The sequence below is a fragment of the Pirellulales bacterium genome (assembly GCA_036267355.1).
In the GTDB taxonomy this organism is placed as follows: Bacteria; Planctomycetota; Planctomycetia; order Pirellulales; family DATAWG01; genus DATAWG01.
Genome location: DATAWG010000086.1, coordinates 34,357 through 48,162, shown reverse-complemented (window position 1 = coordinate 48,162; position 13,806 = coordinate 34,357). Strand labels below are relative to the sequence as shown.

6 protein-coding genes are annotated in these 13,806 nt (G+C 61.2%); all 6 read right to left on the bottom strand.

All coding sequences use genetic code 11. From position 1 onward, the window contains the following. Positions 1–114: 114 nt before the first annotated feature. The 6 genes from VHX65_13585 to VHX65_13560 all read right to left on the bottom strand — a co-directional run bounded on the left by VHX65_13585 (position 115) and on the right by VHX65_13560 (position 13,585). Positions 115–2,988, bottom strand: a complete 2,874-nt coding sequence (locus tag VHX65_13585) for a VWA domain-containing protein (GenBank protein HEX3999579.1) — start codon at positions 2,986–2,988, stop codon at positions 115–117. A gap of 20 nt (positions 2,989–3,008) precedes the next feature. Continuing rightward, on the bottom strand, positions 3,009–5,351 hold the full coding sequence (locus VHX65_13580) for a BatA domain-containing protein (protein HEX3999578.1): 2,343 nt from the start codon (positions 5,349–5,351) through the stop codon (positions 3,009–3,011). Positions 5,352–5,572: 221 nt separating this feature from the next. After that, positions 5,573–6,475, bottom strand: coding sequence for a DUF58 domain-containing protein (locus VHX65_13575; GenBank protein ID HEX3999577.1), 903 nt, complete (start codon positions 6,473–6,475; stop codon positions 5,573–5,575). Then, a complete protein-coding gene (locus VHX65_13570) occupies positions 6,444–7,508 on the bottom strand; it encodes a MoxR family ATPase (protein ID HEX3999576.1) in 1,065 nt (354 codons plus the stop codon). Before VHX65_13570 ends, VHX65_13575 begins: the two co-directional genes overlap by 32 nt. Positions 7,509–7,666: 158 nt before the next feature. Beyond that, positions 7,667–8,725 (bottom strand): prenyltransferase/squalene oxidase repeat-containing protein, encoded by a 1,059-nt coding sequence (locus VHX65_13565; protein HEX3999575.1) that lies wholly within the window; start codon positions 8,723–8,725, stop codon positions 7,667–7,669. A 69-nt stretch (positions 8,726–8,794) separates the two neighbouring features. Continuing rightward, positions 8,795–13,585 carry a PQQ-binding-like beta-propeller repeat protein gene (locus VHX65_13560; GenBank protein ID HEX3999574.1) on the bottom strand — a complete coding sequence of 1,597 codons (4,791 nt, stop codon included), beginning with the start codon at positions 13,583–13,585 and terminating at the stop codon, positions 8,795–8,797. Positions 13,586–13,806: the final 221 nt, after the last annotated feature.

Genomic DNA, 13,806 nt, shown 5'->3' with positions numbered 1-13,806 from the left:
TTATGAAAGACAGAAAAGGGACAGAAAAGGTGTCAGGAACCGATTTTCTCGGCCGGCCCCTTACTTCTCGACTCGCTTTCCATAATCGGTTCCTGACTTCCTGACACCTTTTCTTCAGGCAAGCCGGCTCAGGCGGCGGATCAGCCATTCCAGGCAGAGCGCGCCGCAGATGCCGCACAGCAGCCAGGTGCCCCACAGGCGTTCCCATGGCTTATCGCGATCGCCGGAGCGAACGGTCGTGCGGGTTTGATCTTTCAATTGGGCGGCAAGCGGCGGCAGGCTGTTGGGGCCGGGAGCGCCGAGCGCCGCGGGAATGCCGATGTAATAACGCCCCTTCGTGCGCGCGGCGATCTCGCTGAGCAACGCGTCGTTGCGCTGGGGATTGTCCTTTTCCAGATCGGGCACTTTCACCATGATCTGCCGCGAAAGCGGGTCTTCGTCCGAGTCGGGAATCGGCAGCTCGATCCGCACCGGGCCCGGTTGCACCGCGATAAATTCGCCCCGAAACATCCCCTTGCGGCCTGGATCCTGCAAGAGCGGCAGCATCAGCGGCGCGCCGTCTTGGGGAGTCACCTCCGCCACCACCTTCGGCTTGTTCAGCGGATTGTGCTGAGCGTCGGTCAGGCGGGCTTCGACATCGACCACGCTGCCGAGCAGGTACGAATCGCGATCGACCGATAGATATCCGCGCCGCGAGCCACGCAACATCCGCCCTTGCGACACGTAGCGCAATAGCTTGGTGTAGAACTGCTCGAAATAGGATTCATCCATCGCACGCAAACGCCACATCTCGCCGCTTCCTTCGTAGAACACGCGGCCTGCGCCGTAGAGCTGGCCGGCCATGTAGATCGGCAATTCTTCGTTGCCGCCGGCGAGTTCGGGATCGGCGTAGCGAGCGTAAACGGTCGCGCCGGGCTTTTTGCCGCGCACCCGATAATAGCCGAACACGCCTTTGAAGCTGGTCCAGATATGGTCGCTCATCGCGGCCGATACGTCTTTTTCCCGTCCGGGCTCGCTGAGCCAGAGAAACTCGGCCTGCTGGCCTTCGCGGGTGAACTCGATCGCGCCTGGCTTCTCGCTGCCGAATTTCGCGTCCCTGATGCCCGCCAAAAGCCGGCTGAACTCGACCGGATAGAGAGCACGCAGCTTGCCGAGCTTCTGATCGTTGACCCAATCGTCGGTGTAGACCGGGCCGGCGATGAGCACCAGCCCGCCCGCCTCCTCGGCGACCCAGCGCTCCAAGAGATCGATCGCCTGGTCGTTGGCGGCAATGTCAGCGGCATCGTCGCCGGTGTCACCGCCGAGCTTTTCCCAATTCGGATCGAAGGCGACGATCGTATCGTATTGCGAAAGCTCCTGCATCGAATCGGGGAATCGGTCGAGAATCTTGTTGGCTTCTTGCGAGATGCCCGGCTGGGCCGTTTGCAGCAGAACATCGACGACCGTGTCGCGATCGCGGTGCAATTGAGTGCGAAGAAATCGATATTCGCGGGTCGGCCCGCCGGCGATCAACAGTACGCGATTCTTGCGGTCGACGATCTCGACATCGGCATCTTGGGTCTGATTTTTCGGGCGGGCGCCGGTGCCGCTGGGGTCGACGGGCGACTTGATCCGCAGCTCAAGCGTGCGACGGCCGGTATCCTTCACGCCCGCCAGCTCGAATTTCACGCGTTCTTTCTTGCCGTCGGCCGGTAGCGTCACTTGCTGCTGGCCTTCGATGGTCCACGATTTCGCGGCGGCGCCTTTGCCCGCTGGCCGCGATGCCAGTTCGACTTGCGCGATGCGACCGTTCAGGCCGTGGGCCAGCAGATCGGCCGTCACCGCGAAACTATCACCGGGGTAGACGCGCACCGGCACCGCGAAATCGGCGATATCGACGCTTGTCGGACGGTGGTCGCTGCCGAGGCCGATCGTGTAAACGGGCATGCCGGCTTCTTGAGCTACTTCGACCGCAGCCGATGGATCGAGGCCCGCGTTTTGCCCGCCGTCGGTGATCAGCACGATGCCCGAAATCGGCTGCGACCGATGATCGCTGACCAACTGGCGGAGCGCGTCGCCGATGCGAGTTTCAATGCCGTTGGCCTTCAGGGCCGTGGCCCAGTCGATTTTGTGTTCTTTCGCCTGCTTCGCCGCAGGCGACTTGCCCGAATCGGGAGACGAAGAATCGGCCGTGGCGCCCGAAGGGGGAACTTGTCGCCAATCGAGCAGCGCCAACAGATCGTCGTCGGGATTGCCGAGGCTGAGCGCGGCCGCCGAGCTGAAACTGATCGCCACGGCAATCGTGGCGAGGACCGCGGCCGCCCAACCGATTCGGCGGCCGGCAATGAAGCGGCCGATGCCGTATCCGATCGCCGAAAGCACGAGCAGCACGACGCCCGCATATGCCGCGAGCCGGAGCCACTCGATCCGCTGCTGCCGTGCCGCATCAGCCGCTTCGTCGGTTTGCACGGCCAGCGTCGTATCGGCCCGTTTCGGCAACATGGCGACGCGCGACAAATGCTGATCGAATCGGAACACCGTCACGTCGTGCCTTTGGCGAAGATCGTCGAGCAGATGACCATGGGCGAATTCTTCGACGACTTGGCCGATCCGCGTCGTCGGGGCGGAAGCACTGGCGGAGCCAGTGGCGCTCGATGAACCGCCGTCGACATCGTTGAGCGCCATGCTGATGCTGCCGTCCACGCCGACCAGCACACGCGAGTTCTGAATCTCTTGCTGCTCCGACCATTTTTGCAGGTCGAGGTAGACCAACAGTAATCCGGCAAAGGCGGCGATTCGCAGCGCGGCGAGCAATATGCCGATCGCCGGCCGAAGCTCGACGCTATCGCGGCGATACATGTAGATCACGTAGGCCAGCAGCGCCGCGCAGATCACGATCAATAGCGGCATCTGCCACCATTCGCTGAACGACTGGACCTGCGCGAATTGATAGCGGGCCGCCTTGGCGACCGCCGAAACGGCGTCGGCCGGCGCTGCTTGAGCGAACAAGATGGAAAGCGATGATAACATCAACGGGCCGTCTCACGGGGCGAGGGATGGTAGCTGATCGCATAGGCCAACAGTTGCTCGCCGACGAGCAATGCGATGAGCATGTAGAGAATCGTGCGGCTGAAACCGGCTTGATCCGGATTGTCGGCGTCGAAGAAAGCGTCGGCCACTTGATGAAAATGGTATTTCACACCGGCCAGACGGGATTCCAAATCCGGCCCCGCCATCATCTTCAAATTGCCCTCGTCCGGATTGACGTTGTAGGCGAAGCGATGAATCTCGCTGGCGCCTTGCGGCATCGTGTAGTTGAGCTGCGCTTCGTAGAAGCCAGATTGGGCCGTGTCAACCGGCAGCGAGGCGCGCCAAATCGCGTTTTTGGGATCGCCGGGGGAAGCGGCCGTCAAAGCGGCGTTAGCGGCGGTGCTCCGCACCGTGCTTCCGCTCGCGGCGCCAGCGTTCGACCCCGAAGGCGCCGCGTCTCCCTTCGGCGGCTGCGCTTCCGTCGGAAATGTGTTCGCCGCTCCGCCACGCGGCGTCGTGAATTTCACGTTCGTCTGAAACTTGCCTCGATCGACATCGACCTCGAGCGGCGCGCCGACCTCGCGGCCGGGATCGGTCTGGCGGGCCGCGGAGATGTAGGCCGTCAATTGGAGCATCGCGGCGACGTCGCGGGGCGTGTTGGCAAGGTTGTTCCAGCGCGGAGCGGCCGTCGTCAAGAACGCCATCACACGGCCGTCGCCGAACTTCCGCTCGACCACCAGTGGAGCGCCGTTCCGCAGGCGAACCAACACCCGCGCCGTCGAATTCTCCGCGGGAAGCCAGTTCTTTTGCACGGCGAAATACTTGTCGATAATCATGCGATCGATATCGACGCTCGCCTTGCGGGCCCAAACGGAAAACACCGGATGGTCGGGCACGTCGACCGTGATATCGGCGATCGGCTCGGTGCGGTCCACCAACAATTCGGTCTGGCCCACCAACGGAACCGGGAACGGCCCCTTGCCGTCGCGATAGAGCCGGCTGTTCATGAACTCGGGATTGGTTCGTTCGCCGAGGAAGAACACCACGCCGCCGCCGTGCCGCAGGTAATCCTCGAGGGTATCGATCTCGGGCTGATCGAGCCGATCGATATTGAGCAGATAGATCACATGAAACGGATCGAGCGGATGTCCGACGAGAAACTGCACCGGCTCGATCTGCGGCTGGATTCCGGTCGGAGCGATTTGGCTGGAGGCGAAAGGCAGTGCGATGAAATACGCATCGCCCCGCTTGGCCATCGCCCGCGGATCGCCATCGATTACCAGCACCGGCACGTGTTGCGGAAAGTCGAGCACCGAATATCGAGCGTTGTCGGCCGCAATCGCGTCGGCCGACAGCCGGGCCGTGATCGTGTGCTGGCCCGGATCGCGATAGCGCACTTCGAAATTGGCGGTCGCGGTTTGGCGAGGGCCGATCGAAGCGATCGCCACGGCCGGCCGGGCTCGGCCGTCTTCGGCCAATTGCAGCACGACATCGTGCACCGCGCTTGGGCTGTAGTTCGTCACGCCGACCTCCATCTTCAAGGGCACTTCAGCGGCGCGGATGCCCAAGCCAGGCTGCAACGTCGAAATCGCCAGATTAGGACGTTCGTCGCTGACGCAATCGATCAATTGGAGCTGCGCGCCGGCGGCGTTCAAGTCGAGCATGGCTTTGCGGAGGCCGGCCGCGTTGGCCCAATCCTTGGCGCGAAAATCGGAGATGAGGTAGACCGTCGTGGCGGAATCGCTGGCGGAGTGGATCATTTGTTCGACCGCGGCGAGCGCTTCGCCCGGCCCGGCCGCCGTCTCCGACACTTCGAGCGACGCGAGCTTGTCGTTCAGCCGGTCTTTGAAATCGGAGTCGACCGGTTCGCGGCTAAACAGGGTTTGCAATCCTTCGCCGCGGCGGCTGGCCTGAGAGAACGACAGCAGCGTGAATTCCTGCTGGCCCGATTGCCGAGTGAGCTGAGCGCCCAAACGGTTGACCGCATCCACGCCGAGCTTGAACGCTGATGTGTCGCCCCAATGGTCCGACATCGAATAGCTATCGTCGAGGATCACGATCTGATGTGTCTTGCTGCCGCCCAACAGGGCGGCCAGAGAATTGCGGGCCCGCGGCTGAGCGATCATCAGCACGACGGCCGCGATCGCCATCATTCGCAAAAGCAGCAGCAAAAGCTGCTTGAGCATGATCCAGGTGCGGTTGCGCTTCTGGCTTTGCAGCAAGAATTCCATCGCTGCCCAACGAATCCGCCGATGCCGCAAGAGATTGATCAAATGGATCAATATCGGCAGGCCGATCAGGGGCAGGAACCACAGCAGCGATGGGAAAACGAAAGACGTCATTTAGGGGTTAGGGTTAGGGACTAGGATTAGGAATGGCTTATGATCGCTCGTGTGCCACTGGCAAGCGCAGTCTGCCAGTGCCGAATCGCGAGTTGACGCTCCGGTGCGATTGGTTATTTCCGTGGGAACTTGCAGAGGTAGCTGGATCATTCGGTCGTTCGCACTGGCAGACTGCGCTTGCCAGTGGCACACCTTTATTCGTTCCGACACTTTTTCTTATTTCAAATGTGGTGGTGCATTCCGAGGCGGTTGCTCAAATAGGTGGCCAGGGCGGCGTCCATGGGGGCGCTGGTGCGGATCAATGAATAGTCGCAGGTATGCGAAACGCATTGCCGCCGCACCTCGTCGAGAAACGCTCCGAGGGCTTCCAAGTAACCCTCGCGAAGCGCTCGCGGATTGCACGTCAGTTGGTCGACCGTTTCCAGGCCTTCGAATCGCGTCGGTCCGGTAAAGGGAAAATCCAGTTCGTCGTCGTCCATGATGTGAAACACCATCACATCGTGGCCACGCTGACGGAGCAGCTTCAGCCCGCGAACCAGCCCGGCCCGGTCGGCAAGCAAATCCGAAATGACGATCATCATTCCGCGCCGCGGATACGTTTCGGCGACCGCGCGAAAAATCGAGAACAGATCGGTCTTGTCGCGCGGGTCGTTGACCGACAGCGACGTGATGATCGAATTCAGATGGCTGCGCTTGGTGCGCTGCGGCACGGCCGCGCGAATCCGCTCGTCGAACGACAAGCAGCCGACCGAATCCTGCTGCCGCAATAGCAGATACGCGAGGCTGACGGCCACGGTGTCGGCATATTCCGACTTGGTCAACGGTCCGGAGCCGTAGCGCATGCTGTTCGACACGTCGACCAGCAGCGTGGCCCGCATGTTCGTGTCTTCTTCGAACTGCTTGACGTAGTAACGATCTTGCTTGGCCCAGACCTTCCAGTCGACGTGGCGCAGGTCGTCGCCGACGGCGTATTCGCGGTGCTGCCGGAATTCGACCGATTGGCCGAAATAAGGGCTGCGGTGCAAGCCGGTCAAAAAGCCTTCGACGATATGCCGTGCCCGGAGGTCCAGCCGCGAAATTCGCTTGATCGCTTCAGGATGCAAAAATCGTTTGGAATCGGGCATCGTGGGTCAATTCGTCTTCTTTGGTTGGCGTGGTTTGAATCAGGCGTTCGACGACGTCGTCTTGCGAAATGCCTTCGCTTTCGGCGGCGAAGTTGAGCACCAGGCGATGCCGCAACACGGGCTTGGCCAGGGCTTGAATGTCTTCGGTCGACACGTGCGTTCGGCCATGCAGCAGGGCGCGAGTCTTGGCTCCCAGGATAAGGAATTGCACGGCACGCGGCCCGGCGCCCCAACTTACTTGCTCGGTGACGAAATCCGGAACGCCCGGCTCGCCGACGCGCGTTTGCCGCACCAGCGACAACGTGTAGCGAATCACGTGGTCGGTCACCGGCACGGTGCGCACCAACCGCTGCAAGGCGAGGATCTCGGCGGCCGAAAGCACCGGCACGATGTTGTCGGCTTGCGTCGTGGTGGTGCGGCGGGCGATTTCGAATTCCTCGCCGAAATTCGGATATTTCACGAACACCTTGAACATGAAGCGGTCTTGCTGCGCTTCGGGAAGCGGATACGTTCCTTCCTGCTCGATCGGATTTTGCGTGGCCAGCACGAAGAACGGATCGTAGAGCGGATGCCGCACGCGGCCCACGGTGACCTGCCGCTCCTGCATGGCTTCCAGGAGCGCGGCCTGCGTTTTCGGCGGCGTGCGGTTGATTTCGTCGGCAAGAATCACGTGGGCAAACAACGGCCCTTCGAGAAAGCGGAATTCGCGCGCCCCGGTCGAACGATTCTCCTCGATGATTTCCGTGCCCGTGATGTCGGCCGGCATCAAATCGGGCGTGAACTGCACGCGACTGAACGACAAGCTCAAGCAGCGAGCCAGCGTGCTAACCATCAACGTCTTGGCCAGTCCCGGCACGCCTTCCAACAGGCAGTGCCCGCGGCTAAACAGCGAAATCAATAGCTCCTCGATCACCTGGTTCTGTCCGACGATCACTTGGGAAAGCTGTTGAAGAATTTTTTCACGGGCCTCGTGCAATTTGCGCACGGCCGCGGCGTCGTCGGCCAATGGTTCGAGCGGAGCGGTGTCGGTCATGGAGGGAAAATCCTGAAGACTAGGGTGAGGGTGAGGGGTGAGGCGTTAGGAGAACAGGGCACGGGCAAGTCGGACGCGCGAAACCGCAAGCGAGGGGCGACGCGGGCGAGCAGTGGTGAGACGGGCGAGAAGTGGTGAGACGGGCGGTGGGATGATTGTCAGCGTTGATAAATCGGCAGTGTGTTGTTTTCCAGTTGCAGGATCGTGAGGTTCGTGGCGGTGGTGTAGACCGGGCCGACGTAGCCTTGGGTCCAATAATCGCCGTCGGGACCGGAACTGGCTTCCGATACGATCCGCGGATAAATCTTGTCGCGATACGATTCCCATTTCTGCCCCCCCTCGCGATACATCACTTGCGAGAAGTAGTAGTGGGCGTAGTGCCAATGGCCGAAGCTTTGGTTCGAGATATTGCTCAAATTCTTTTCGGCGAACGACATCATTTTCGGCACGAACTTGTCGTCGTAATCGCCGGCGTTGAACAGGCAGGCGATGGCCGCGGCGCTGATGGCCGGCCGTCCGCCGCCGCCTTTGGAACTATACTGCACGGCCCCGTCTTCGAGCGTGCATTTGTGGATGTATTTGATGGCCTTATCGATGATCTCCTTGGGAACCGGGATGCCGGCGTTGCGGCAGCCACGGAGGCCTTGCACTTGCGTGATCGTCGTCGAGCCTTCGTCGAAATTGTTGCCGTCTTTCGCGCTGACGTAGCCCCAACCCCCTTCGTCGGTCTGGGCCTCGCCGGAGAATTTCACGGCCTTGGTCAGCACGCGCACCAGATTCGCCCTGCGGTCTTCGTCTTCCTCCTCGCCAAGCACCTGCGATAGAAAGAGCATCGAAAAGCCATGGCCGTAGGTGTAGCGATCGTCGCGGGCCGGATCGCCGATCAGGCCATTGGTGCGGGAATGCTCGATCAGATAGTCGACGGCGTTCTTGATGTTGTCACGATATTTGCCTTGGGTCGTGGTCGAACCTTCAAGTAGCAGTGCCGTTCCGGAGAGCGCGGTCATCGAGGTCGGATAACGACTTTCGGCCGCGGCCCAGCTACCGCGCTTCGATTGCTGCGCCGCCAACCAGTTCAACCCTCGCGAAACGACTTCTTTGACCTTCTCGTCCGACGCGGCTCGGGCTGGCCTGGCCGTCGCGCCGGTCGCCGTCCATGCGACCAACGAAGCGCCGCCCGCCAAAAATCGACGCCGACTGAAGGGGCTCGGGATCATCGCTTACTCCGTTAACAGCCGGGGTTGCATTGGAATCGTGTGATGTTGGCTCGCGCTCGTAGACTCGCGTTATCGCCCGTCAGAGTCGTCGTCCGATTCGGCGCCGCCCGCGGCGCTTTGCAAGGCCTTGAGGATTGCGTCGGTTGTCGTGCCCATCAAGGGGGCCTTGAGTTTGCTCAATCGAGACTGATAGGGAGGCTCCGGCGGAACAGGCTCGTCGGTGAGTTGGAGCGTAAACGTGCGGGTCGAAACGTTTACCGAAACGGTGTTCGCTTGCCGGTCGCCCGTCATGCTGAAGTGGTAGATGTTGGGCTGCAACATCACGTCTTCGTTCAACACTGCCCGGCCCGTCCGGCGATCCAAACAGAGGACCGAACCGCTCGCTTCGCCGCCGCGCTGCGGCATGCGCGGAGGCATGTGGACGAACAGAATCACGGGCAACTCCTGCCCTTGATCGAGCACCACATATTCATGGTCCACCAGCGCGGGCACCGACCAGCTTTGCTTGCCCGAGGAGCGGTTGAATGCGAACACGCTGCCGCTGACCAACTGCAATCCGGCGTCGAAGCCGGGCATGGGCATGTATTGCGGATTGCCCATCTGCGAAGGATCTGCCTCGCGGCGCTTGGCGATCAAGACATATTGGTCGGGTGTGGCCTGCACGATGATTTCGACGAGATCGACGCTGCCGTCGGCTCGCTTTTCAAGGTCAATTTGGTCATCGACCAATTTACGGCCGTCGTCGAGCGCGAGAATACGGAAGTGGCCGCTGGGCTCCAGAATCGCGAGCGACTCGTCGTCGACGACCGTTCCCTTCATTCCTTCGGAGAATTCGCCCAGCACGATATCCTGCCCCTTCCAGCAGTCGGCCAGGCGGATTTCGATCTTGTTGCTGCTTCCATCGACCGTTCGCCACGTCAAAACTCGGCGGCCATGGTAGCCGGCTCGGTGATCGATCGGGGGGACGTTGCAATGACCGAGCTGCTGGCCATCGGTCGTTCGCAGCACCGTGGCATCGGAGCCGTCTTGCGGGGCGATGATGATCGCATCGTCGTCGCCGAAAATCTCAGCGCCTGGCAGCAAGCCGTGCCATGTCCAAAGCGTCGCGCCGGTGAGCGGGTCGAGCGCCAGGAGATCTCGTGATCGGGCGACGCAGACGCAGCGGTCGGTGATCGGGCCGACCACGCCCAGCGTGGCTTGCTCGGTGGCTTGCGGGGTCTGCCGAACCTGGCCCCACGGAAGTTGCACTTGTCGCATCTGCACTTGCCCGTTGAACACGTTCATCGCCAATTCGAACAGTTCTTGTTGCCACAATACCCGGCCGGTCGAATTCATCGGCCGGAGCGTGTCGAGCGCCACGACTTGATTTCCCAAATCAACGAACAACAAATGTCCCTTGGCGCTGACGAATGCCGTCGCCCCGTTGATCTGATAGCCGAAACGGTTCTGCCCGTTTTCGTTCAGCGGGATGCGGAATTTCTCCCGGCCCATCCCGTCGCGTCCGACGATCTGCTGCTGCGGATCGAACAGGATCGTGGTGTTTTGGAAGAATGGCCCGCGATCTCCGCGCCAGGCGAGGGGCATCGGGCGCTGGAAATTCATTCCTTGGGCATTGCGACCACCGTCGTGCTTCACCGCCCCGGTCGGCCAACGGCTCGACTCGGCCAGGACGTGCGCTTCAGGCGAGTCCGGAGGCAGCTCGTCGACGATTTGCTTGCCTGTTTTTCCGTCGAGGCATACTTGATCGGCGAATTCGGTTTTCAGCCGGCGGTAGTAGATTGCAGCTTCGTCGGCGTTCGACATGCGGAGCAGTTCGGCCAATTGGGCCGTGGCCGCTCGCCGCATGGCCGGATCCTCTGAAGCTTCAAGCTTACTAAACAGCAGTTGCCGTTCGAGGATTGATTCATTGCCGGTAAGCTGCCGGACCAATTCGGCTCGGGCCAAGTCGGCGGTCGGATGAAAGCCGAAGTAGTGGTCATAGGCCCGCAGATCGGCGTCGTTTTTGCCCGCGACAATGGCCTTTACGCGGGCGGCGAGAATCGCATCGATTTTGGCTCGATCGGCGGCTGGGGCGGTCGAGTAGAGCGATTCCATCCGGGCTTCGACCCAACGATCGCGCCGCACCGACAGATTCGGCTCGATCGATTCGGGTTCGCTCTGGCCCCATTTCAGGTCGGCCAATTTCAGATAGGCATCGACGGCCGCCAGCCGGTCGTCCGATCCTTTCGACTTTTGCAATCCCTCGGCCAGCATTCGCAGAAATTCGGCTTGTTCGCTGTCGAGCGAAATCAATTTTTCCAGTTCATCAATACTCATCCGCGAGCCGTTAAAATCTTTTCGGAGCGCGGCCAGCATGGCGTCGACCAACAGCGGCCGGCTGTAAGCCCGGTCCTTATCCTCTCGGTCGGTGTCGTAGGCGCGGCGAATGTCGCGGATCGCATTGGTCACTTGTCCGGCGTTGAGCTCGATATCGCCACGAAGCGCCAAATGAACGACATCGTCGGGATTTTTCTGCAGTGCCGCGGCGATTTGCGCGCGAAGTGGCTCGAGCTGATAAAAATCGCAGAGCGCTTCGACGCCCAGGGAAATAACGTGATTCTTGTAACAAATCAAATTGCCCGGAATGTCGCCTTTTCGCGAGCGTGTGCGATCGACGAGCTTTCCTTGAGCGATATCAATGCAAACCACTTCGGCGGTCGAGAGGGGAAGGAAATATTTTCCGCCGCTCAAGAAGCCGCGGCCGGATGGCATGGCGCCAACTGCCGCCATCGTGCTGCCGTCGGCGCCCGCGACTCTCGCCGGATCCAGATCCACCGACCAAATCGGCTTCGGCGTGGGAGATGCATCCTTCGTCGTCCCTGGAATCGTGTCGACCAGGCTCACGGCTTGCACCTTCCGTTTGCCGACGAGAATCACTTTTCCATCCTGAACGCCCGCGACATACACGTTTTCGCCGCGGTCCATTCGCCACGACAGCTTGCCATCGATCAGGCTCAAGCAAAACAGCGGTTGCTCTCCCTCGACCGGCGTGATCAACACGTGGCCATCAGCAATCGTGGCGGTCGAATCGGCCCAGCGATTGCCTGCATAGCTTGGCACCGAAAGACCGCCGCCGTTCATCATGTTGAACCGCATCGCCATGATCTGCTGATTCTGGTCCATCGGCCCCGGCGGATATTCATATCCCCAGAGGAGCTTGTGCGTGGCCAAATCGACCGCCACCACGGCTCCGGCCGAAGTCGGGCAAACCAGCACGCCATCGGCGAACGAGGGCGTGGCGCCGGTGAGCCGGCGGTAGCTGTCTTGGAAGCCGTTCGTGTTGGAATCTTCAGTGCTGACCAACTGCTGCTGCCATTCCAGCTTTCCGGTCTTGGCATCGAGCACGACCAACGTAATCTGGCGCTGAAGCTCGGCGAGCACGTACAGTTGCCCATCCAGCGGCAACGGAGGGCCGAGGAAATAGGCGCCTGCCAGCTTCGGTTCGATTTCAAAATCGCGGCGATCGCCCCCGCCGACGCGCCACTTGATCTTGCCCTGCGTCTTCAATTCGTATGCGGCCAGTTGATTCGTGACGTTTTCAGCCGGCTGGCGCCACATGCCGAATTGCCGCACCATCACGCGCTGCTGCTCCGTCACCATGTTGTCGGGCTTGGGATCCTCGACCATGAAGACATATTTGCCGTCGCTGGCTAAGGTGCCCAGCGTGGCATTTTCCCAGAGCCGTTCGGCGAGCGATGGATCGCCTTGCTGGGGCACGCCGTTGCGCTGGCCATTGGCGGCGTCGGCTTGCGCGTCGGTTGCCGACCGCACTTCCCACACGAGCTTGCCGGTGTTGAAATCGATGGCCAACAGCCCGCGCGCCGTGCGCATGAGCACTACGTCGGCAACCGCCAGCGGCTGCATGACGGGCATGATCGGAATGTTGTTGTCGAGGTTCGCCTTGCGAGCGCTGACGACGGACGGTTGATTGTCGGTGGTCAAAACACGCCAGTGGAGATCCAAGAGCGGAGTGCCGCCGGCGCTCGACGCGTTGCGCGACGGGTCGCCGCGGAAAATGGTCCAATCCACCAGTTGCATGCCTTGCGATGGGCGATCTTTGCCCATCGTTTCGGTGAGCCAGGCGATGGCCTGAGTGTCGTCGGAAAATAGCCGGACCGAGCGATCGCCGATGCGGATCGTCGCGCCGGGGAATTTTCGCTTCAAATCCTTCAACACCTCCATGGCGCGCTGTTGCTGGCCCCCTTGCAGCCATCCGTACGCCAACAACACGGAGAGCGACGGTTCATAGGAAGCGCCGGTCGCAACATCGTGCAGCCGTTCGAGACAAAGAGCCGCCGCCAGCGGCTGGTTGTGGTCGAGGTCCCACAGGCCGACCAGCAGCGTCGCATCATTGCCCGCCTTGGTGTTGAAATATCGCCGGGCGACCTGGCCGATGCCGTCGATGTCGTTCGTGGAGAGCGCATCGGAGAGCATCCGCTGGGCCTTGGCGCCGAACAATGTCTCGTAGGCCTTGAGTCCTTCCAGAGGCTGCTCGCTGATCAGCCGCTGCACCTCCTGTTTCAAGCCCCGATGCGACGATTGGCCCGGACCGGGCGGGAGGAAATAATCCTCGTTTTTCTGCATGATGTCGTCAAGCAACTGCAGACCATCGCTGTAGTGGCCGTCGTCCAGGAGTTTCTTGGCTTGCTCGAGATGTCGGCTCGTTTCGTGGTTCGGCGGCTGGAAGGGGCCATCGACCGTTTCATCACCCGGCTGGCCGCTGTGTTGCCGACCGAACTGAACTTGCGCCTGCGGCACCCATTGCGCTTGAGCCGACGCGGCCGGAACCACGAGCGCCACGGCAAGCCACAGAAAAGGCAACCGAAAAACGAGTCGGCCCGAACGGGACGGTTGTGAACGGAATTGCGTCATGCGATCAATCCTTCGGCCGGGTTCGGCTCCCAGTCGGAGAGAGCCGATTGCCCGCTCCTCTTAGTTGTTTGGCCGGCGCAAAAAGTTCAACAAATCCACAGAGGCAACATACGAGGGCAAAATAGAGCGAAGTTTTGCCGACCTGGCACGATATGCGAGGCCTGCCAAGC